Below are 19,871 nucleotides of genomic sequence, written 5' to 3'. Positions count from 1 at the left end.
GTGTCTTGCTTTGATTTTTGGGGGGGGGGGGGGGGGGCCCCCCCCCCCCCCCCCACCACCCCGAGAGATTCGCCCGCGTTCCGCAGAATTCGGGGGTTCTGGAGGTCCTGACGGTGTGAATGGCCTGGTCATCGGGTTGAGGTGCGGGGTTTCGGCCCAAATCCCCTAGAGACGCGGTTTCTAACGCTCTGGTCGTCCCGGGCAAGCGGGTCCCTACTGCCCGAGTTCGGTGTCGGACACTGACGCTGCCTCAACGGCGATCACCGAAAATCGCTCCAGTGCAGGCGAATCGGGCGGCGTCTCGAGTTCGGGTGTGTCGTCGTCGATGATGGGCAGGCAGTCGTCGCCGATCGGTACGATGCCGCTTTCGGTGTGCAAGAACCCCAGCGGTCCGCCTTCACGCCCCGGATCGCGGTTCACGTCACGACCTCGGAACGTCGAGGACAGTGCGCCCGCGGCGGCTGGCGACGTAGCGTGCCCCTGCGGAGGTCAGGGTCCAGGCGTTTCTATGCAGGCCAGTGTTGCCCACGGCGAAGCCTTTCTTTGCGAGCGACCGGGCGCCGGTCTCAGCGCTGCGAACGGAAATCTCTGCGTTGCGGGCGATCTGGTCGATGGTGAGCTGGCTACCCGGCACCAGGGTGGCCAGAACCCTGGCTTCTGTTTCGGTCACCGAAGGTCCCCTCCCGAATGTGTTGGCCATAGTGGAGGCGGCGGCCCGGCGGCTGAGAGTTTGGACCCGCTTCAGTTGACCGCCGGGCCACCCGTGGCTCGCGGCCACACTCTGAGGGTGCGACAAACAAGGGGGGTGAACTCCTACAATTTGTGGCACCCTCGGGATCAGATGGCTAGTGGAATTGAGGCCGTGATGATTGACGATTCGGCCGGCGTCGCGGAGCGCGTTGCTCAGGCCCGGAAGCTGAAGGGTTGGTCGCAGCCGCGTCTGGCCATGGAGACGCAGATCTCTGTGGCGCTGATTCGGGCTGTCGAACAGGGGCGACGGCCGGCTACTCCAGCGTTCGCCTCGGCTTGCTCGAAAGCCCTACGAGTGAGCGTGGCGGAGCTTCTCGGGCAGCCCTTCGCGCCGACGACCGCCGAGGACCGCGAAATGCATGCATCGATCGCGCTATTGCGGACCGAGGTGGCTGCGTGGGATATGCCCGCTCCGGAGATTGAGGCACGGCCGATGGCCAAGCTGTCCGAGGATGTGCTTGCCTCGCGGAGGCTTCGACGTGATGCCGCGTCACCGAAGCTCGCTGCTGCCCTTCCGCCGCTCCTGATCGAAGCGCGCGCACTGGTCCACCGCAGCACAGGCCACGTGCGCGAGCAAGTGTGCGCCCTGCTCGCCGAGCTGTACTACAACGCGCGCTCGCTGGCGCACAAACTCGGGTATCAGGATCTCGCAGCACTGGCTATCGACCGAATGACCTGGGCGGCCGGGGAATCCGGCGACCCGCTGTGGATTGCTGCCGCCCAGTTCCACCGGGCGACGCTGCTGACCAATGGAGGCGATTGGAAGACTGCGCAGGCGTATCTCGAGCGTTGCCGCGCGCAGATCGAAAACCAGCTCGGTGTCGGCGACGAGCCGACCCTAATCGCTTGGGGCGGACTGCATCTCCAGTCGGGTCTCGCCGCAGCCCGGGCCGGTCAGCGAGAAATGGCTGATATCCACCTTGCGGAGGCGACGGCGACGGCCGATCGAATCGGTCACGACCGCGACCAGATTCTCGTATTCGGGCCGACCAATGTTGGCATTTGGAGTGTCGCGCTTGCGGTCGAGGCTATGGATAGCGCCGAGGCCATTCGTCGGGCCAAGAATCTTCACATACCGTCGGATACACCGCGATCGCGATCCGGCCATCATCAAATCGATCTCGCCCGTGCATATCAGCTCCAGGGGAATAGGGCGCTGGTAATGGATTCATTGATGGCCGGTCGCTTGCTGGCACCGTCGATGGTCCGTTATCACCCGATGGTGCACGAGACCATCCGAGTCCTTGCGCGCGAGGATGCTCGCCGGACGGACAGCATCCGAGGGTTCGCGGCGTGGTGCGGCGTCACCCTGTAACGAGCACCGTTCGTAAGCAACAGCCGAAACGAGAAAGGCCCCTCCGGTCCAGCGTTTCCGCTGGCAGGAGGGGCCTTTTCTGTGCGCCATCAGGGACTCGAACCCCGAACCCGCTGATTAAGAGTCAGCTGCTCTGCCAATTGAGCTAATGGCGCGTGTCACTCCGCGGGGGGCCTGGGCTTTCGCTTGGGCCGCTCTGCGGTGCGAGAAGAACATTAACAGGGTGGAGTGCGGAAAGTGAAATCGCGTGTCTGAGCTGCGGGTTTGTGGGGGGTTGGGGAGTTGTTAACGCGGCGGGGGTGATCGCGGATGTTTCGGGGGAAGCCCTGTGGGCGGGACGCTTGGTTGGATGCCGGGGCGGTTGTGACTGGCAGGGCGGGGGTCTCGGTCGGATGGGGCGGGCGTGGTGGTCGAACAAGCGTGCTGCGCGCCGAGACGTGAAGCGGGGTTGTGATGAGTGCAGGTCGGGGTCGGCGACGATACGGGCGGCTGCTGGTCGTCGGGGGCGTGGTGTCAATGCTGGCGTTGGCGCTGGTCGGGTGCTCGTCGGGGGATAAGAGTCAATCCTCGACGGTGGCAATCGATTCCAATCCGATCGGCGAGCTCATGAAGCCGAAGCTGATCTCACCGGTGAAGGACGGCGACAAAGGGGTGTCGCCGGGGGAGTTGGCCTTGAAGGTGGAGGACGGTCGGCTCACGACCGTGGCGCTCACCAATCCGGACGGCAAGCCGGTGTCGGGTGAGCTGGCGGCGGACGGTCGTTCGTGGCGGCTGACCGAGCAGTTGGGGTTCGGGCGCACCTACAAGTTGAGCGTCGACGCGATCGGCCTTGGCGGCGCGACCAATTCGACCATGAGTTTCACCACTATCACGCCCAATAACCGCACCCACCCGTACCTGCTGCCGGCGGAGGACGACGTGGTCGGTATCGGCCAGCCGGTGGCCGTGCAGTTCGACGAGAACATTCCGGATCGCAAGGCCGCCCAGGCGGCGATCAAGATCACAACCACGCCCGCGGTGGAGGGCGCCTTCTACTGGGTCAACAATCGCGAGGTGCGCTGGCGGCCGCAGAACTTCTGGGCCCCGGGCACCAAGGTCGACATCGCGGTGAACGCCTACGGCCGGGATCTCGGCAACGGCCTGGTCGGCGACAGTGACATCCACTCCAGCTTCACCATCGGTGACGCCACCGTCTTCACCGCCGACGACGACACCAAGATGGTGACCGTCGAACGCAACGGCGAGGTGATCAAGACCATGCCGACCTCGATGGGCAAGGACTCCACGCCCACCGACAATGGCGTCTACATCGTCGGCGACAAGTTCGACAAGATCATCATGGATTCCTCCACCTACGGCGTCCCGGTGAACTCGCCGGGCGGCTATCGCACCCCCATCGACTGGGCGACGCGGATCTCCTACTCCGGCATCTTCTTCCACTCGGCCCCGTGGTCGGTGGGCGCGCAGGGCTCGGTCGACACCAGCCACGGCTGCCTGAATCTGAGCCCGGCCGACGCCAAGTGGGTGTACGACAACGTCAAGCGCGGCGACATCACCATTGTCAAGAACACCGTCGGTGGCACGCTGTCGGGCCTGGACGGGCTGGGCGACTGGAACATTCCGTGGGAGCAGTGGAAGGCCGGCAACGCCGACGACAACCGCTGATCCCCGACGCCCGCCGCTGATCGCGGACGCGCCGAAGGGGCATCAGCGTGTTCGCCGATGCCCCTTGGGACGCGCTCGATCTCGGGGGAGCGGGTGTCAGCCGATGGTGCCCGGCCCGATGCCGCCGCCGCCATTGAGGTTTCCGCAGCCCAGCCCCGCGTAGCCGGCGAGTGCCGCGGCACTGCCGGCGACAGTGCAGCCGCCCTTCGAGGAACCCGTGGTCGCCGAACCGGTCGCGCCGCCGAGCTTGATGGCGGAGGATCCGAAGTTCACATCGGACTCGATCGGGTTGTCGGCGGCTGACGGGTCGGCCGTCGTGCCCGGGGTGGTGGTGCCGGGCGTGGTGGCGCCCGGGGTGGTCGTCGTGGTGCCGGGCGTGGTCGTGGTGGTCTGCGAAGCGTCGGTGAGGACGATTTCCGCGGACGCGACGGGCGCGGCGGCGATGACAGCCGCAACGGCTAGCAAAGTGGTTACGGCACAACGATTCACGTGCAATGTCCTTCGGATCGAGCATGGGTCGGGGGCCCCGACGTCCCCGGTGTCCAGAGCAGTCTACGAAGATCGCGTGACCTGCGCCGCAAAATGCGACACACTGGTGTTTCTGTAACACTCCGAGACGCGCTCGATCAGGCCCCGATGCATGCCACGGCGCGGACCGGAGCGCCATCCGCGCCGGGCAGGTTGAGCGGAAACATCGACACCTCGACCCGCTGCCCGGCCTCCTGCGCCGCGAGCGCCTCACCCAATCCGGTCAGATTCTCGGCGATGACGGCGTGCGCCCCGCACAGAATCCGGTGCACCGGGATCTCCTCGGTGGGTGTCGGGTCGACACTGAGCGCGTCGATCCCGACCGTCCGCACGCCCGCCGCGACCAGATACTCGGCCGCCTCCACGGTCAGATGCGGATGGTTCAGGTACGCGTGGGTGCCCCAGTGCCGCGACCAGCCGGTGGCGATGAGCACGATCTGCCCCGCCGTCACCCGGTCCGCGAAGTACTCGCGCCCGATCACCCCGCCCGCGCCGGCCGCCCGCGCGTCGATGACCACGCCCGGACCGGTGAACAGGTCCAGCGGCAGCTCGTCCAGCGTCGGCAGCGAGTCGTCGATATGTCGCGGCGCGTCCACGTGCGTGCCCGTCTGCGACCCGAGATCCAGGTGCAACACGTTCACCCCGTCGGCGGCCACGGTGAGCGCGGGCCGGATGGTGACCTCCGGATCGCCGGGATACACCTGCATACCGGACCGAATCGGTACCGAAAGATCGATGATGCGCACTTCCGCCTGCCTCCCTGTGGATTTCGCGCGATGATGACGTCAGCAAGATCGAATACAGTCGCCGATGAGGAATTCGAGAATCGCTATGCCTGCCATACATATTGCCGTGTTGAACCGCAGTACCGTACTGACCGACGCGCAGGTTTCTGCCGTGGTCCCGGCGTTGCAGACGCAGGTGCACCGGGACTGGGCCCCGGTGTGGGGGAGCGACGCCGATCTGAGTTTCGTGGCGACCGACGCGCAGCCGCCGGCCGGAGCGTGGTGGCTGGTGGTGTCCGACGACTCCGATCAGGCCGGGGCGCTCGGCTATCACGATCTCACGAATGAGGGTCTGCCGATGGGAAAGGTGTTCGCGCGCAGCGATATCAATGCCGGCCTGCAGTGGTCGGTCACGGCCAGTCACGAGCTGCTGGAGATGCTCGGCGACCCCGATATCAACCTGGCCGCCTACGTGTTCTCCAGCGCCACCGCCGGACGCATCTACGCCTACGAGGTCGCCGACGCCTGTGAGGCGGACCAGTACGGGTACGCGATCGATGGAATCCAGGTGTCGGACTTCGTGTTTCCCGCCTGGTTCGAGAACTTTCGTACGGCGGGCAGCACCCAGTTCGACTACGGCAATCACATCACCGCGCCGTTCCAGTTGCTGCCCGGCGGATACATCGGCGTGTTCGACATCAACGGCGGCAGCGGCTGGCATCAGCTGACCGCGGAGAGCATGCCCGCGCAGTACGCCATGCGTGCCCGGGTCGGCAGTCGCCGCGAGCGCCGCCGCACGCCCCGCGACCAGTGGCTGCTCAGCGAAGTGCGATGAGATCCGCCATGTTCCGGAGGCTCGGGCATCCCGGCCGCGGCTGGGAGCTCTCGCGATCCATCAGCGAGCCCGGGCGTCGAGCAGCCAGCAGGCGGCGGTGAAGCGGGCCTCGTCGCCGTGCACGAAGGGTTCGAAGGCGGCCCGCACGGTCTCGATGACCCGCTGCCGGGTGGGTTCGTCCACCTCGAGCAGGGCCAGGCCGACCGGTCCCAGCCGCGAGAGATAGCCGACGAGCGCCGGTTCGGGCATGACGCAGTCGACATCGAGCGGGCGGATATCGATCTCGGCCCAGCCGCTCGCCGCCAGCATCCCGGCCACGTGATCGTGGTCGGCGAGGGCGAATTGGCCTGGTGAACCAGGGATTCGGGGTTCGAGATTCGACAGCAGCGGCGCCGCGGCGCGTTCGGCCGCGGTGAAGAACGGATTCTCCTCCGGATCGCGCCAGACGATGCAGCCGAGCCGGCCGCCGGGCCGGGTGGCTCGGCGCAGGTTGGTGAAGGCGGCGACCGGGTCGGCGAAGAACATCACTCCGAACCGGGAGGTGATGAGGTCGTAGGCGGCGGATTCGAAGGGCTGGGTCTGGGCATCGGCGCGAATGAAGTCGACGGGCTGGCCCGCTCGCTCGGCGTTGGCGCGGGCGGCGGCGATCATCGGTTCGGCGATGTCGACGCCGGTGCAGTGCGCGCCGGTTTCCCGCGCGAGGGCGAGGGTGGTGCCGCCGGTGCCGCAGCCGACATCGAGGACGTCCCGGGCGCCGGTGTCGCGCGCCAGCGCCACCAGGATGTCCTGGAGTGGTCGCATCACCTGGGCGATGAGGTCCTGGGTGTCGACCCAGGCATTGCCGGAAGAGCCGTTCCAGCGGGCGGATTGGTCATTGTCGAGCGGTGTCGTCATGGTCGCTGTCCTTCGTCGGTGGACGGGCCGGAGAGCTACACTGTCCCAATTCAAGTCGGCTTGAAGTCAAGGCCCGAGGTGATCCCGTGAGCAGTCTGGATATCGCTGAGGTCGTCCGCCGATCGGGCGTCCCGGCCTCGACATTGCGCTACTACGAGGAGCGGGGCCTGATCGCCTCGACCGGCCGGCACGGGCTCCGCCGCCAATTCGACGAATCCGTACTGGAACAACTGGCACTGATCGCGCTCGGCCGCACCGCCGGTTTCTCCCTCGATGACATTGTCGTCGCCTTCGGTCCCCAGGGCGACCTGCGCGTGGACCGTGCCGCGCTCATCGGCAAGGCCGACGAATTGGACCGCACCATCGCACAATTGACCGCAGTACGTGACGGCCTGCGGCACGCGGCCGCCTGCCCGGCTCCGAGTCACGCGGAGTGCCCGACCTTCCGACGCCTGCTGGGCGAGGTCATGGCGGGCCGGATCGCCACCATCGACGCACTGACCCCGTGACAACCGCCGCGCCGCAATGCCGTCCCTTCGGGGTCAGCGCGCCGAACGAGCGGCGGTGGCCCACTTCGGGTCCCCGCCGCTCGGCGTTTCCGGAGGCCGGTAACTTTCGGCGGGCGCGGCTCGTCATATGGGTATGAGCACCGAGGATCGGCCGGACGACGCCTTCGCCGGAGCCTGGCGGCGGCATCGCGCCTACGTGGTGGACCTGGCCTTCCGGCTGCTGGGCGATATCGGGGCGGCCGAGGACGCCGCGCAGGAGGCGTTCACCCGGCTGGCCCGCATGCGACCCGGCGAGGTGAGCGACGAGCGCGCCTGGCTCACCGTGGTCACCAGCCGCCTGTGTCTCGACGAATTGCGCAGTGCGCGAGCGCGTCGCGAGCAGGCCGGGGATCCGGGGCAGCTGGAGGCCGAGACACCGGTCGCGCACGCCATGCCCCTCGACCCGGTCGACCGCATCACCCTCGACGAGGAGGTGCAGCTGGCGCTGTACCGCATGCTGCAACGCCTCGCGCCCGCCGAGCGGGTGGTGCTGATCCTGCACGATGTGTTCGCGGTGCCGTTCGAACTGGTCGCGGACACCGTCGGGCGTCCGGTCGGCACCTGCCGGCAACTGGCGCGCCGGGCGCGGATCAAGATGTCCGAGGCGCGGCGGCCCGACGGGCCGGTGGCCCCGGCAGAACACCGGGCGGTGACCGAGCGGTTCATCGCCGCCTGTGCCGGTGGGGATCTGGACGAACTGCTGGCGGTGCTGGATCCGGAGGTCTGGGGCACCGCGTCGTTCCGGCCGGACTCGCCGATCGTGGCGCGGCCGAGCCGCGGGCCGGAGATGGTGGCCGCCAATATGATCGCGTTCTGGGGGCCCGGGGTCACGCTGGTCACGCATTCGGCGTTCGGGCGGCCCGCCCTGCTGGCCTATCGGGACCGGGAGCTGTTCGGCGTGCTGGTGCTGACCATTTCGGGCGATCGGATCGTGAGCATCGAGGCGACCGTGGATGTGTGAGGTAACTTTCCGGGCCGGCGTCCCGTCTTGAATTCATGACTCACAACAGGATTCGTGCACGGCACGGAAAACTCGTGGTAGCAGCGCTGTTCGGAATGATGCTGACCTGGAGCGTGCCGGGCGCGCACGCCGATCGGGCGGCCGATGTGGACCGATACCTCGGCGTCTGGAACTACGAGCAGCCCGACCGCGCGGATGCCACCGATATCGCCTCGGTTGGGCAGTTCGGCCTCGAGCCGCTGACGTATCCGCAAGTCGGCACGGTGGAGTTCGCCAGGGGTGCGGACGGGGACATCACCGGCCACACCGATCAGGGCTGTACGTGGCACTTCCGGGTGAACGGCGACGCCCTGGATCTGACCAGCACCGACCAGTACTGCTTCAACTCGGTGATCGGCTCGGGCTACAACATCTACTACTGGCACGTCACCGTGCGCGACGGGCGTGAGCAGGAGGTGATCCGCGCCAACAGCTATCTCCCGTACGGCACTTTCGATTTCGAACTCGCCAACGGCAAGCGAACCAGAGCCGACGCCGCCGATCCGGGTGACGCGGTACGGTTGTTCACCGGCTCCTGGGCGTACGACCCCACGAATCTCGCCTACCTGAACAACCTGACCTCCCCGGGATACCAGCCGAAAACCGGTGTGGTGCAGATCGATTCGAGTGCCGGACAGCTGACCGCCCATACCGGAGACGGCTGCTCCTGGACCCTGGACGGCCACGGCAATACCGCCGAACTCGCACCCGCGGGTCAGACCTGCCAAACGCCCGGCGGCACCGTCATCATGTCGTTCTGGTCGATGGCCAGCGACGGCACCCACCTGATCTCCGTCATGAACAGCACCGACCCTGAGAACGGCGAGTACTTCGTCGGCAGCGGCAGCTCGACGCGACAGTCCTGACCCGCCCGACTCCGTCCGGCCCGCGGGCTAGCGGACGGCGGCGACGGCTTCCTTGGCGAGGGCGGCGACCAGCGGATTGTCCGATGCGGCAGCCTGATCCGGCTTGGTGGTCAGCACCAGGATCACCAGTGGCGCGGCGCCGCCCGCAGGCCAGGTGACCGCGATGTCGTTGGCGGTGCCGTAGTCGCCGCTCCCGGTCTTGTCGGCGGTCTTCCAGTCTGCCGGGAGCGCGGCGCGAATGCGGGCATCGCCGGTGGTGTTGGCGAGCAGCCACGCGGTCAGCTGCGTCCGTTCGGGTTCGGCCAGTGCGTCGCCGAGTACCAGTTTGCGGTAGTCGTCGGTCAGGGCGGCCGGGGTGCTGGTGTCGCGTTCGTCGCCGGGGATATTGGTGTTGAGCTCGGTTTCCCAGCGATCCATGCGGGTGGTCTGGTCGCCGATCGAGCGCAGGAAGGCGGTGACGGCCGGCGGCCCGCCGAGCAGTTCGAGGATCTGATTGCCCGCGGTGTTGTCACTGTGGGTGATGGCGGCCTGGCAGAGTTCGGCCACGGTCATGCCGGTATCGACGTGGGTGCTGGTGATCGGCGAGTTCGCCACCAGCTTGTCGGGGGTGAAATGGATGACCTGGTCGAAGAATCCGCTGCTGAGCGGATGCGCGTGCAGCAGTGCGCCGCACGCGAGCGGTTTGAAGGTGGAGTCGAAGGCGAACCGTTCGTCCTGCCGATAGCCGACGGTCTTACCGGTGCCGGTATCGATGGCGACCACGCCCGCCCGGGCCCCGTGCTGCTGTTCGAGCGCGCGCAGCGCCGCGGTGTCGGTGACCGCGCCGGCGGTGGTGGTCGGTCCATTCACCGCCGCTTCGGTTTTCGAGTCGCTGCCGCAGCCGCTGGCCAGCGGGGCGAGGAGCAGGAGGGAAACCAGTGCACCGTATTTCATGGTCGACAAAACAAGCCTCTCAATCGTTTTCGAGTGCTGAAGGGGGTATTCGGCTCGCGCCGTGTGAAAGCCGATCAGACCTGCCAAACCCCCGGCGGCACAGTCACCATGTCGTTCTGGTCGATGGCCAGCGATGGCACGCACCTGATCTCCATCATGAACAGCACTGACCCACAGAACGGTTCGTACTTCCTGGGCAGCGGCAGCTCGACGCGGCAGCGCTGACTCGCGCCGATCGGCCGGGCTCGCGGGCTAGCGGACGGCCCCGACGGACGCCTTGGTGACGGCGGCGACGAGGGGGATGTCAGGGGCTGCGGTCTGCTCCGGCTTGTCGGTCAGCACGGCGATGACCAGTGGTGCGGAACTGCCTGCGGGCCAGGTGATGGCGACGTCGTTGGCCGCGCCGTAGCCGGCGCCGGTGCCGGTCTTGTCGGCGGTCTTCCAGTCGGCGGGGACTCCGGCCCGGATGCGATCCGTGCCGGTGGTGGCGGCGAGCAGCCAGTCGGTGAGCTGGGCGCGCTCGGGTGCGGCGAGTGCGTCGCCGAGCACCAGGGCGCGGTAGTCGGCGGCCAGGGCGGCGGGGGTGGTGGTATCGCGTTGGTCGCCTGGGATATTGGAGTTCACATCCGGTTCCCAGCGATCCATGTGGGTGACCTGATCGCCGATCGACCGCAGGAAGGTATTGAGACCCTCCGGGCCGCCGATCAGTTTCAGTACCTGGTTGCCCGCCGTGCTGTCGCTGATCGTGATGGCCGCGTGGCAGAGCTCGCTCACGGTCATGCCGGAGTCGACCCGGGTTTTGCTGATCGCGCTGGCGGCGATCACGTCGTCGGCGGTGAAATGGATGACCTGGTCCAGGAATCCGCTGGCCAGTGGATGCGCGTGCAGCAGCGCGCCGCAGGCCAGGCCCTTGAAGGTCGAGTCGAAGCCGAAGCGCTCGTCCTGGCGATGGCCGAAGGATTTCCCGGTGCCGGTGTCGACGACGAACACGCCCGCGCGAGCGCCGTGGTCGCGCTCCAGAGTCGCGAGGTCGGCGTCGGTGTTGTTGATCGAGGTGGAGTTGTTCTGTGCGGCTTCGCTTTTTGTCGCGGACGTGCAGCCTGCGGCCAGCGGCGTCAGCAAGAGGAGGGAAATCAGGGCGCCATATTTCAGGGTCGGCAAAACAAGCCTCTCAATCCGTTTCGAGTGCTGAAGGTGTATTCGGCTCGCGCCGTGTGGAATTGGTCTCGTGGGGAACGGGTCAGTGCGGTGCGCGCAGCATGCGGCCCGCGGCCTGCACGGCGGGCTCGGAACTACCCGCGTCACTGATGAACACGGCGAACGCCAGATCCCCGTCGATGCCGACGAACCAGCCGTGCGCGTGCTTGTCATCGATGTACTCGGCGGTGCCGGTCTTGCCCAGCAGGCCGGGAATATCGCGCAGTTCCGTGGCGGTGCCGCCCGTAATCGTCTCCCGCATCATGGATTTCACCTGATCGGCAATGCCCGGCGGCAGCGTGGGCGGCTGCCTGTCGGGCTTGCCGGGCCGGCCCTGGACCACCGTCGGCGGCTGGACCGTGCCCTGCGCCAGCGCGCCGGCCAACAGCGCCATGCCGAATGGGGAGGCGGTCACCGTGCCCTGCCCGATGCCCTCCTCCACCCGCAGCGCGGGCGTGTCGGCGGTGGGCACCTTGCCGGTGACGGTGGTCAGTCCGGGCGTCACATAGTCGATGCCGAGCCCGAGCTGGGCGGCGGCATTGGTCAGCCCGTCCGGTGCGAGCTGGACCGCCAGCCGGCCCATGGTGGTGTTGCAGGACTTGGCGAAGGCGGTGTGCAGCGGCACCTGGCCGAGGTCGAAGTTGTTGTCATTGGGGATCTCCCGGCCCTCGATGTTCTCCTTGCCGGGGCACGCGACCATGGAGTCGGGAGTGACCTGGCCGGCCTGCAGGGCGGCCGAGACGGTCACCGTCTTGAAGGTCGAGCCCGGCGGGTACAGCCCGGTCAGCCCGATCGGGCCCTGCGCGTCACCGGCCGCGTTCTGCGCCATGGCCAGCACGTTTCCGGTCGACGGCTGCACGGCGACGATGGCGGCCGACGTGGTGATCGGGGCCAGGGCGGCCGTGGCGGCCCGCTGCAAACCGATATCGAGGGTGGTGTGAATATCGGTGACCGGCTTGGGATCCGGGCCGCCCACCCGCTGGGTGCCGTCGCTGCCCTGGGCGCGGACGGCCCAGCCGGCGTCGGCGTCGGCCTGCTGCTGCCACAGGTCGGAGAGGCCCGAGAAGGTCGGGGAGGACAGGGCCTTGTCGACGGTCAGCAGCCGGGTCTGCTGGGCGGTGGTCACATTCGCGAGGTTCGTGAGGGCGGCCTGGACCGTGGCGTAATCGGATTCACGCAGGGCGACCGCCGTGATCGGTTTGCCCTGGGCCGCGGCCATGTCCGATTGCAGGCTCGCGGCCGTGACATCCGGTGCGACCGGTTTCAGAGCCGCGGCGACGGCCGCCGTGTCGGCGCCGGGCACGACGTTGACCAGGGTCACCACCTGCTGGGTGAGCAGATCACCGCCGGCGCTGTCGAGGACCTTGGCGGGGTCGGGGTAGACGAGGCTGTAGGACAGCGGGCCGACATCGAGGCCGGGCGCGACGGTGGCGGGATCCCACTGGATCTTCCAGTCGCCGCCGGACTGTGTGGCCCGACCCGAGGTGGTGTACGTCCACTCGTTCTTACCGTCCTTGCCCAGCTTCCAGGTGGCGGCCAGCGTGAACGTGCCGCCGTTGTCGGTCTTCTCGATGTTGCTCGCCTCGAAATGCACCTGCTTGCCCAGGCTGTCGTAGAGCGGGCCGAGTGCGGCGGAGGCTTTGGCCGGGTCGCTGGTGGCGTTGGCGGCGGCCGGTACGTCGTCGCGGTTGAGGGCGTCCGTGAAACCGTCGACCGTCTTGGACAGTCCGGACGTGGCATCCGATCCGGAGCATGCCGTCGCCGTGACCAGCATGGCCGCGGCGCAGACACCGGTGAGGGCCTTCCTGCTGAACTCTGCCATGACAGCCACCCCAGCACGGATCACCGGTGGCTGTCCAAGACCAACACGGATGAGAACCGATATAGCGATCGGTATCGTTGCAGCGTGCACGGTGTCGCGGGGCGGCGTCACGGGCGGTTGACGGGCCGATCGGGGCACCGGGGATGCTGGGGGAGTGGACGAGATCTTCCGGACGGCCGGTGTCGAGGGCCGGGTGCATGCCCGCTGTTTCGACTGTGATGGCGAATTCGGCTGGGCCGCCGACGAACCGGTGGTGCTGTCCTCGGTGGTGAAGGTGCCGCTGGTGCTGGAGTTCGCGCGGCAGGTGGCGGCGGGGCAGCTCGATCCGGCCGACCGGGTGCGGGCCACAGCGGCGGACCGGCTGGGCGGGGTCGGCACCGCGGGCTGCCACGACGATGTCGAATTCAGCCTGCGCGACGCCGCCTATTTCGCGCTCACCGTGAGCGACAATACCGCCGCCGACCTGCTGTTCGATCGGGTCGGCGTGGACAATGTGCGGTCGCTGGCGCGGGAGCTCGGGCTCACCGGCACCCGGATCATGGGCTCGCTGCGCGACATCCTCTACAGCATGGCCGAGGACATCGGTGCGCGTGACCTGCACGAATTCGCCCGGCGCTATCCGGAATCCAGTGCGGCGGAGGTGTTCGGGTCGCGGGCGGTGGATCCGCTGCGCACCACGGCCGGGACCGCGCGCGATATGACCCGGCTGCTGTGGCTCATCGGCGAGGATCGCGCGGGTTCGCCCGAGGCATGCCGGTTCGTGCGGGATCTCATGCGGCAGCAGGTGTACGGGCAGCGGCTGCCGTCGGCGTTCCCGCCGGGCACGGACATCTGGTCCAAGACCGGGACGCTGCCCGGGATCCGCAATGAGATCGGGGTGGTCGGGTATCCGGATGGAAGCCGATACGCGGTCGCGGTTTTCACCGCGTCACACAGCCTGGCCGGGCGGCAGCCCGCGGTGGATCGGGCCATCGGCGCGGCGGCGCGGCTGGCCGTCGAGCGCATCGATCACGGCCTGCCCGCGACCACATCCCACGGCCGGCGCTGTGGAGCATCCTGAATCGGGGCCGGACGGGACGCGCCGTCACCCTGCACCACGGTGACGATGAGGTCGGCGAGTTCCCGGACCAGCGGGTGCGGGGCGGCAGCCGGCCAGGTCAGGGCGAGCCGCCAGCTCAGCGTGCCCTCGGGCAGCGGCCGCCACACCACGCGCGGCTCCTTCTGCGCCACCAGGCCCTGGTCGAAGGCGACGCCGCGCCCGGACAACACCATGCCGAGCACGAATTCGGGATTGCGGGCGTGCTGCACCGAGGTGGGGCGGAAGCCGTGCTCCCAGCAGGTGCGCAGGGTGGCGTCGTAGAGGCCGGGCGCGGCGGCGCGCGGGAAGATGACCAGTCCGTGCCCAGCCAGATCGGCCAGGGTGAGTGTGGCCCGCGCGGCCAGCGGGGAATCACGCGGCAGCACCACGCCCAGCGGGGTCTCCACCGCCGGGCCCGATTCCAGGCCGACCACATCCACCGGGTACTGCAGTAGCCCCGCGTCCAGTTGCCGATCCGCCAGCAGCCGCACCTGTTCGGCGGTGGTCAGCTCCTGGAGGTCCACCCGCACCTGGCGACTCTCGAACGCGGTGAGGATGGCGGCCAGCACGCGGCCCGCCAGCTCGGGCGGCACGCCCACCCGCATCGCGTCGATCTCACCCCGATGAGCCTTGCCGACCAGCGATTTCGCCCGCTCCCAGCGCGCGATCAGGTCACGCGCCTCCACCAGCAGGATCTGCCCCGCCTCGGTGAGCTCCACCCGCCGGCTGTCGCGTTCCAGCAGCCGGGCCCCGATATCGCTTTCCAGCTTGCGGATTCGCTGGCTCAGCGCCGGCTGGGCGATCCGTAGCCGCTCGGCCGCCCGGCCGAAGTGCAACTCCTCGGCCACGGCGATGAAGTAGCGCAACTGACGCAGCGGATCCATCCGATCGACGATATCGGTTTCCTTATCGCCGGGTCAGGCCCGGGCGCGAACCTCGAGAATCTGCAGGCACCGCCCGATCGGCCCGCGCTCGTCGTGCAGCACGGTCGAGCACATCCCGACCCCGTCCGGCCCGATCGAGGTCTGCACCTCGAGTCCGATCCACTCGCCCTCCGGCAGCCGGAACAGGTCGATCGTCAGGTCGGTGTTCAGGAACGTCCACTGATACGGATCCAGCTGCGCCCCAATCCCATTGGCCACATCCGCCACCGAGAACACCCGCACCAGCGGTGAAATCTCCTCCCCTTCGACCACCTCCACCAGGGGCCGCACCCACACCCGCCGAGTGATGTCGTCACTCTCCACCGCCCGGATGTCCACCGACTTCACATACCCGACATCCCACCCGTCCGGCACACCCCACCCGATCTCGGACGCCTCCGGCACCGCCGGCAGCGGCGCGTCGGCCGTATGCACCACCGACGAACTGTCCGACGTGGCAATCCGCCACGCCGAAGCCTTCGCCACCGCCCGCCGACTCCCATCCGCCTGCGTCGCAACCAATTCCGCCCCCACCAGTTCGACCCGCTTCCCCGGCCGCTCCACCCACGCCCGCACCTCGACCTCCCCCACCGGCACCGGCCCCAAAATCTCCATCGTCAACCGGGCCACCCGCGTCCCCTCCCGAGGCGCACACCGCTCCACCGCCCGAGCCAGCAACGCCGAGGGCGGCGCCCCATGCTGCATGGAAGCCGCCCACACACTCACCGTCGACCCGGTAGCCCCATACCGCTCGAACCCCTCGCCCCCCACCCCCTGCGCGAGGTAATACGCCTTGGTCCCGGCCTCGTCCGAGGCCACCTGCTCCACCGCTGTCACGTCATGCATCTGGGTCACCCAGCCAACGTATCAGCCCACGTCCGACGCACTAGACGCTGTACGACAAACACCCGATTGGACCGCCGATTCAGCGCGCTCACCGGAGGGTCAGGATGTCGCGATGAATCCGGTCGGCGATCGCCTCGGGACTCCAGCTCGCGTCGATGCGGATCTCATCGGCGAAGGACAGCGGCTGCCAGCCGTGGTACCACTCGGCCATCTGCTCCGGAGAGAAGTCCGCCGCCCGGGAGCTGCCAATGTGCCGGGTGACGGTCTCCTCGAAGGTGAGGTCGAAGCAGTAGTGCAGAGCGTGGTCCGCGGCGGCGGTGAGGCGCTCGAGCATCGACCCGTACCGCCCGGCGTTCAGGATTCCCTCGACGATCACCACCAGTCCCCGGGCCAGGCCGAATGTCGCAATGTGTTCCAGCAGTTCGATATTGGCGGCCCCGGCCGCATCCGGTTCCCGCAGCATCTGCCGGCGCACCACGTCCTGCGGCACGACGAGGCATACGCCCCGCGCGAACCGCTGCTGCACCGCGAGGGCGGCGGTCGACTTCCCCGAGGCCGAGTTGCCACGAATCACGACCAGCACGCTCATGCCACCGCAGGCTATCGGGCAGAAGGAACCCGTGAACAACGTTCGGACACAGCGCAACCCCGCGGGGCTCCGAATCAGGCTCAGAGCTTGTAGCCGATGGCGCGGAGCAGTCGGTGCCGGTCGGCTCGGTCGGTCTCGGTTTCGATCCCGAGGGGCGGTGCACCGTCGACGACGCCGATGATGCCGCGTCCGAGCGAGGTTTCGGCGATGAGGACCTCGACGGGGTTGGCGGTGGCGCAGAAGATGGTGCAGAGCTCGGGGATGTGGCGGATCGCGTTGAGGACGTTGACGGGGTAGCCGTCGCGAAGGAAGACGATGAAGGAGTGCCCGGCGGCGAGGGCTGTTGCGTTCTTGGTGGCGAGGTCGACGAGGTCGTTGTCGTTTCCGGACCAGCGGATCAGGCGGGGGCCGGAGGCTTCGCAGAAGGCCAGCCCGAAGCGGAGTTGCGGGCCGGTGCCGACGAGGGCTTCGTGCATGTCCTCGACGGTCTTGATGAAGTGGGACTGCCCGATGATGACATTGAGCTCATCGGGATTCTCGATGGGCACCGCTGTCAGTTCCATTGGGCTATCGTCCCTCGTTACGCGGCCGTGGAACAAGATCAGGGAGCTGTCGGAGTGGGAATTCGGGGAATTCCCACGGTGACAGCTCCCTGATCTTGTTGGGGCTGGGTCAGGACACGGGGTCGGGTGCGGGGATGGATTCGGCGGCCGGGATGGATTGCGCTCCGGGGGCTCGCTGCTTGCCCAGGATGGAGTGGCGGCGGCTGTAGGTGAAGTAGATGACGATGCCCAGGGCCATCCAGATGACGAAGCGGAGCCAGGTTTCGATGGAGAGGTTCAGCATCAGCCAGAAGCAGGCCAGGGCGGCGAGGATGGGGATGACGGGGACCAGGGGGACTCGGAAGCCGCGCTTCAGGTCGGGTCGGGTGCGGCGGAGGATCGGGACGCCGAGGGAGACCAGGACGAAGGCCACCAGGGTGCCGATATTGACCATTTCCTCGAGGGTGCCGAAGTCGACGAAACCGGCCAGGAGGGCGCAGACGACGCCGACGATGACGGTCAGGCGGACGGGGGTGCCGTGCTTGCCGGTGTGGGCGAGGCTGCGGGGGAGCAGGCCGTCGCGGGCCATGGCGAACAGGACGCGGGTCTGGCCGAGGAACATGACCATGACGACCGTGGAGAGGCCCGCGAGCGCGCCGATGGAGATGATGTTCTTCACCCAGGTCGCACCGTGCAGGGCGAAAGCGGTTGCCAGGGTGGCATTTCCGCTCGCGAGCTCGGTGTAGGGGACCATGCCGGTGAGGATCAGCGAGACGGCGACGTAGAGCACCGTCACGATGGCCAGCGAGCCGAAGATGCCGCGCGGGACATCACGCTGCGGGTTGCGGGTCTCCTCGGCGGTGGTGGCGACCACGTCGAAGCCGACGAAGGCGAAGAACACCAGCGAGGCCGCGGCCAGCAGGCCGTACCAGCCGAAATTCGTTCCGCCGGAACCGGTCAGGAAGGAGAACAGCGACTGGTGCACGCCACCGGCCTGCGCGGAGGGCTGCGCCGGCGGGATGTAGGGGCTGAGGTTGGACGCCTTGAAGTAGGTGGCGCCGACCACCAGCACGAGCGCGATCACGGCCAGCTTGATGGCCACCGCGACGGCCGAGACCCGCGAGGACAGTTTGGTGCCGGTGGCCAGCAGCACGCCGACGACGGCGATGATGACCACCGCGCCCCAGTCGAACGAGATGGATCCGACGTGCGCGACCGGATTCACCAGGCCGCCGAGCACCTCGCCGAGATACTGCGACCACCCCTTGGCGACCACCGAAACGGCAAGGGCGAACTCGAGAATGAGATCCCACCCGATGATCCAGGCGATGATCTCGCCGAAAGTGGCGTACGCGAACGTGTACGCACTGCCCGCCACCGGCACGGTCGAGGCGAATTCGGCGTAGCACAACGCCGTCAGCCCGCAGGCGATGGCCGCGAACACGAAGGCCAGCGAGACCGAGGGTCCCGCCACCGTGCCCGCGGTCCGGGCGGTGAGCGTGAAAATGCCCGCCCCGATGACCACCGCGACACCGAAGATGGTGAGATCCCTCGCCGTCAGATCCTTGCGTAGCTTGGAATCCGGCTCATCGGTATCCCGGATCGACTGCTCGACCGATTTGGTGCGGAACACTCCGCTCGCGAACGCCACTTGTCGTCTCCTCTCTGAAACTACGGTGCGGCGATCAGAGGGCCCGCGGGATGGCGTCCAGACGACGCTCCGCGAACCTGTTGGCCGCCGCTCCGGTGCCGATTCCCTCGGCCTTGGATTCCGCGATGATGTCGCGGCAGCGGTCGAAGATGCCCCTCACCGCATCTTCGACCTCGGCCGGCGCTGCCTGACGCAGCTCACCGGCCACCTGAATGAGCCCACCGCCATTGGCCACGAAATCCGGGACCCAGGTGATGCCTCGCTCGTTCAGGGCGTATTCCACTGCGGGCGTGGCCAACTGATTGTTGGCGGCACCGCAGACGAGTTTCGCCTCGATGGCCTCGGCGCTGGACGCGGTGAGCGTGCCGCCGAGGGCGCAGGGGGCGTAGACGTCGACCGGAGCGGTGGATACGTTGCTCAACAGTCGAACCGACGGATTGTCCTTCGAAATGCGTTCCAGCGCCGCCTCGTTCACGTCGGTCGCGCAGACCTCCGCGCCGTCGGCGAGCAGCAGCTGGATGAGTTCGCGGCCGACCTTGCCGACACCCTCGACGCCGACCGTGCGGCCCGCCAGTGTGGGTGCGCCCCACACTGATTCGGCACCGGCCCGCATGGCGTTGAACACGCCCAGCGCGGTGAGCCGGGCGCTGTCGCCGGAACCGCCCGCCGCGGTGCTGCGGCCGGTGACATGGCTGGTGTAGCGGCCGATGGCGTCCAGGTCATCGGTGTTGGTGCCCACATCGCCCGCGGTGATGTAGCGCCCGCCGAGGGATTCGACGAACCGCGCGTAGGCCGCGAACAGCTCCTCGCTCTTGTCGAGGGCCGGATCGCCGATGATGACGGCCTTGCCGCCGCCCAGGTTCAGACCGGCGGCCGCGGCCTTGTAGGTCATGCCCCACGACAGTCGCAGCACATCGTCCAGCGCCGCCGACTCCGAGGCGTAGGGGTACATCCGGGTGCCGCCGAGCGCCGGGCCCAGCGTGGTCGAGTGAATCGCGATGATCGCCTTGAGTCCGCTCTTGTCGTCCTCACAGAACACCACCTGCTCGTGGCGTCGAGCGCTCAGCTCGTGCGAGCGGCCGAAAACCCCTGCGTCGGTGTGCATTGCGGTCACAATCGATTCCTTTCGTGGACGCCGCTTGTGGCGGCTGGGTGGTGGCCGCG

General features: G+C 68.0%; 22 protein-coding genes and 1 tRNA gene. 8 read left to right on the top strand and 15 right to left on the bottom strand.

Features of this window, described 5'->3' with window-relative positions:
- Nucleotides 1-213: 213 nt before the first annotated feature.
- Together ABZ909_RS37325 and ABZ909_RS37320 are read right to left on the bottom strand one after the other, a co-directional pair.
- The gene (locus tag ABZ909_RS37325) at nt 214-420 is read right to left on the bottom strand and encodes a hypothetical protein (protein WP_357009747.1); all 207 of its coding nucleotides are present in this window, start codon (nt 418-420) and stop codon (nt 214-216) included.
- Nucleotide 421: 1 nt separating this feature from the next.
- A complete protein-coding gene (locus ABZ909_RS37320) occupies nt 422-670 on the bottom strand; it encodes a hypothetical protein (RefSeq protein WP_357009744.1) in 249 nt (82 codons plus the stop codon).
- A gap of 195 nt (nt 671-865) precedes the next feature.
- Here ABZ909_RS37320 and ABZ909_RS37315 point away from each other — a divergent pair, with 195 nt between their 5' ends.
- Nucleotides 866-2,065 carry a helix-turn-helix transcriptional regulator gene (locus tag ABZ909_RS37315; protein ID WP_357009761.1) on the top strand — a complete coding sequence of 400 codons (1,200 nt, stop codon included), beginning with the start codon at nt 866-868 and terminating at the stop codon, nt 2,063-2,065.
- Nucleotides 2,066-2,147: 82 nt separating this feature from the next.
- Here ABZ909_RS37315 and ABZ909_RS37310 read toward each other — a convergent pair.
- Nucleotides 2,148-2,220: transfer RNA gene (locus ABZ909_RS37310), tRNA-Lys, on the bottom strand.
- Between the two features lie 361 nt (nt 2,221-2,581).
- On the opposite strand from ABZ909_RS37310, the gene ABZ909_RS37305 reads away from it, so the two are divergent.
- Nucleotides 2,582-3,730, top strand: a complete 1,149-nt coding sequence (locus tag ABZ909_RS37305; protein WP_357009759.1) for an Ig-like domain-containing protein — start codon at nt 2,582-2,584, stop codon at nt 3,728-3,730.
- A 96-nt stretch (nt 3,731-3,826) separates the two neighbouring features.
- Here ABZ909_RS37305 and ABZ909_RS37300 read toward each other — a convergent pair whose 3' ends face one another.
- Together ABZ909_RS37300 and ABZ909_RS37295 are read right to left on the bottom strand one after the other, a co-directional pair.
- Complete coding sequence (locus ABZ909_RS37300) at nt 3,827-4,195, bottom strand: hypothetical protein (protein WP_357009742.1); 369 nt, start codon at nt 4,193-4,195, stop codon at nt 3,827-3,829.
- A gap of 161 nt (nt 4,196-4,356) precedes the next feature.
- Nucleotides 4,357-5,004: a cyclase family protein gene (locus tag ABZ909_RS37295; protein ID WP_357009740.1), complete on the bottom strand. Its 648-nt coding sequence runs from the start codon at nt 5,002-5,004 to the stop codon at nt 4,357-4,359.
- Between the two features lie 106 nt (nt 5,005-5,110).
- On the opposite strand from ABZ909_RS37295, the gene ABZ909_RS37290 reads away from it, so the two are divergent.
- The gene (locus tag ABZ909_RS37290; RefSeq protein ID WP_357009738.1) at nt 5,111-5,818 is read left to right on the top strand and encodes a hypothetical protein; all 708 of its coding nucleotides are present in this window, start codon (nt 5,111-5,113) and stop codon (nt 5,816-5,818) included.
- Between the two features lie 60 nt (nt 5,819-5,878).
- On the opposite strand, the gene ABZ909_RS37285 is transcribed toward ABZ909_RS37290, so the two are convergent.
- Nucleotides 5,879-6,712 (bottom strand): class I SAM-dependent methyltransferase, encoded by an 834-nt coding sequence (locus tag ABZ909_RS37285; RefSeq protein ID WP_357009736.1) that lies wholly within the window; start codon nt 6,710-6,712, stop codon nt 5,879-5,881.
- 86 nt (nt 6,713-6,798) lie between these two features.
- On the opposite strand from ABZ909_RS37285, the gene ABZ909_RS37280 reads away from it, so the two are divergent.
- The 3 genes from ABZ909_RS37280 (at nt 6,799) to ABZ909_RS37270 (ending at nt 9,126) form a co-directional block, all read left to right on the top strand.
- Nucleotides 6,799-7,221 (top strand): helix-turn-helix domain-containing protein, encoded by a 423-nt coding sequence (locus ABZ909_RS37280; RefSeq protein ID WP_357009734.1) that lies wholly within the window; start codon nt 6,799-6,801, stop codon nt 7,219-7,221.
- Between the two features lie 133 nt (nt 7,222-7,354).
- Nucleotides 7,355-8,221: an RNA polymerase sigma factor SigI gene (sigI, locus tag ABZ909_RS37275; RefSeq protein ID WP_357009732.1), complete on the top strand. Its 867-nt coding sequence runs from the start codon at nt 7,355-7,357 to the stop codon at nt 8,219-8,221.
- A gap of 74 nt (nt 8,222-8,295) precedes the next feature.
- Nucleotides 8,296-9,126 (top strand): hypothetical protein, encoded by an 831-nt coding sequence (locus tag ABZ909_RS37270; protein ID WP_357009729.1) that lies wholly within the window; start codon nt 8,296-8,298, stop codon nt 9,124-9,126.
- Nucleotides 9,127-9,153: 27 nt separating this feature from the next.
- Here the strand turns inward: ABZ909_RS37270 and bla (ABZ909_RS37265) are convergent, their stop codons facing one another.
- A complete protein-coding gene (bla, locus tag ABZ909_RS37265; protein WP_357009727.1) occupies nt 9,154-10,059 on the bottom strand; it encodes a class A beta-lactamase in 906 nt (301 codons plus the stop codon).
- Nucleotides 10,060-10,092: 33 nt separating this feature from the next.
- Here bla (ABZ909_RS37265) and ABZ909_RS37260 point away from each other — a divergent pair, with 33 nt between their 5' ends.
- On the top strand, nt 10,093-10,284 hold the full coding sequence (locus ABZ909_RS37260) for a hypothetical protein (RefSeq protein ID WP_357009725.1): 192 nt from the start codon (nt 10,093-10,095) through the stop codon (nt 10,282-10,284).
- A 27-nt stretch (nt 10,285-10,311) separates the two neighbouring features.
- On the opposite strand, the gene bla (ABZ909_RS37255) is transcribed toward ABZ909_RS37260, so the two are convergent.
- Both bla (ABZ909_RS37255) and ABZ909_RS37250 read right to left on the bottom strand, forming a co-directional pair.
- Nucleotides 10,312-11,220, bottom strand: a complete 909-nt coding sequence (gene bla, locus ABZ909_RS37255) for a class A beta-lactamase (protein ID WP_357009722.1) — start codon at nt 11,218-11,220, stop codon at nt 10,312-10,314.
- 79 nt (nt 11,221-11,299) lie between these two features.
- A complete protein-coding gene (locus tag ABZ909_RS37250; RefSeq protein ID WP_357009720.1) occupies nt 11,300-13,078 on the bottom strand; it encodes a penicillin-binding transpeptidase domain-containing protein in 1,779 nt (592 codons plus the stop codon).
- Nucleotides 13,079-13,232: 154 nt separating this feature from the next.
- Between ABZ909_RS37250 and ABZ909_RS37245 the strand changes: the two genes are divergently transcribed.
- Nucleotides 13,233-14,138 carry a serine hydrolase gene (locus ABZ909_RS37245; RefSeq protein WP_357009717.1) on the top strand — a complete coding sequence of 302 codons (906 nt, stop codon included), beginning with the start codon at nt 13,233-13,235 and terminating at the stop codon, nt 14,136-14,138.
- Here the strand turns inward: ABZ909_RS37245 and ABZ909_RS37240 are convergent.
- The 6 genes from ABZ909_RS37240 to ABZ909_RS37215 form a co-directional block, all read right to left on the bottom strand.
- Nucleotides 14,087-15,040 (bottom strand): LysR substrate-binding domain-containing protein, encoded by a 954-nt coding sequence (locus tag ABZ909_RS37240; protein WP_357009714.1) that lies wholly within the window; start codon nt 15,038-15,040, stop codon nt 14,087-14,089. The two genes, ABZ909_RS37245 and ABZ909_RS37240, sit on opposite strands and share 52 nt — an antisense overlap.
- Nucleotides 15,041-15,073: 33 nt before the next feature.
- Entirely contained in the window at nt 15,074-15,925 is an 852-nt protein-coding gene (locus ABZ909_RS37235) for a thioesterase family protein (protein WP_357009758.1), read from the bottom strand.
- A gap of 88 nt (nt 15,926-16,013) precedes the next feature.
- On the bottom strand, nt 16,014-16,514 hold the full coding sequence (locus tag ABZ909_RS37230) for a hypothetical protein (protein WP_357009712.1): 501 nt from the start codon (nt 16,512-16,514) through the stop codon (nt 16,014-16,016).
- Between the two features lie 80 nt (nt 16,515-16,594).
- Nucleotides 16,595-17,077 carry an adenosine-specific kinase gene (locus tag ABZ909_RS37225; protein WP_357009709.1) on the bottom strand — a complete coding sequence of 161 codons (483 nt, stop codon included), beginning with the start codon at nt 17,075-17,077 and terminating at the stop codon, nt 16,595-16,597.
- 109 nt (nt 17,078-17,186) lie between these two features.
- Nucleotides 17,187-18,707 (bottom strand): amino acid permease, encoded by a 1,521-nt coding sequence (locus ABZ909_RS37220; RefSeq protein WP_357009706.1) that lies wholly within the window; start codon nt 18,705-18,707, stop codon nt 17,187-17,189.
- 34 nt (nt 18,708-18,741) lie between these two features.
- Nucleotides 18,742-19,812, bottom strand: a complete 1,071-nt coding sequence (locus tag ABZ909_RS37215; RefSeq protein WP_357009755.1) for a Glu/Leu/Phe/Val dehydrogenase dimerization domain-containing protein — start codon at nt 19,810-19,812, stop codon at nt 18,742-18,744.
- Nucleotides 19,813-19,871 lie beyond the last annotated feature (59 nt).

This window comes from Nocardia sp. NPDC046763 (assembly GCF_040645495.1).
Lineage (GTDB): Bacteria > Actinomycetota > Actinomycetes > Mycobacteriales > Mycobacteriaceae > Nocardia.
This window is presented reverse-complemented; position numbering and strand designations above follow the sequence as displayed.

Bases quoted from the DNA above. Each gene is read 5' to 3' on its own strand.
- ABZ909_RS37285 (WP_357009736.1), bottom strand. From the start codon at position 6,712: ATGACGACACCGCTCGACAATGACCAATCCGCCCGCTGGAACGGCTCT.
- ABZ909_RS37215 (WP_357009755.1), bottom strand. From the start codon at position 19,812: ATGCACACCGACGCAGGGGTTTTCGGCCGCTCGCACGAGCTGAGCGCT.
- bla (WP_357009727.1), bottom strand. From the start codon at position 10,059: ATGAAATACGGTGCACTGGTTTCCCTCCTGCTCCTCGCCCCGCTGGCC.
- ABZ909_RS37230 (WP_357009712.1), bottom strand. From the start codon at position 16,514: ATGAGCGTGCTGGTCGTGATTCGTGGCAACTCGGCCTCGGGGAAGTCG.
- sigI (WP_357009732.1), top strand. From the start codon at position 7,355: ATGAGCACCGAGGATCGGCCGGACGACGCCTTCGCCGGAGCCTGGCGG.
- ABZ909_RS37235 (WP_357009758.1), bottom strand. From the start codon at position 15,925: ATGCATGACGTGACAGCGGTGGAGCAGGTGGCCTCGGACGAGGCCGGG.
- ABZ909_RS37225 (WP_357009709.1), bottom strand. From the start codon at position 17,077: ATGGAACTGACAGCGGTGCCCATCGAGAATCCCGATGAGCTCAATGTC.
- ABZ909_RS37305 (WP_357009759.1), top strand. From the start codon at position 2,582: ATGCTGGCGTTGGCGCTGGTCGGGTGCTCGTCGGGGGATAAGAGTCAA.
- ABZ909_RS37240 (WP_357009714.1), bottom strand. From the start codon at position 15,040: ATGGATCCGCTGCGTCAGTTGCGCTACTTCATCGCCGTGGCCGAGGAG.
- ABZ909_RS37315 (WP_357009761.1), top strand. From the start codon at position 866: ATGATTGACGATTCGGCCGGCGTCGCGGAGCGCGTTGCTCAGGCCCGG.
- ABZ909_RS37250 (WP_357009720.1), bottom strand. From the start codon at position 13,078: ATGGCAGAGTTCAGCAGGAAGGCCCTCACCGGTGTCTGCGCCGCGGCC.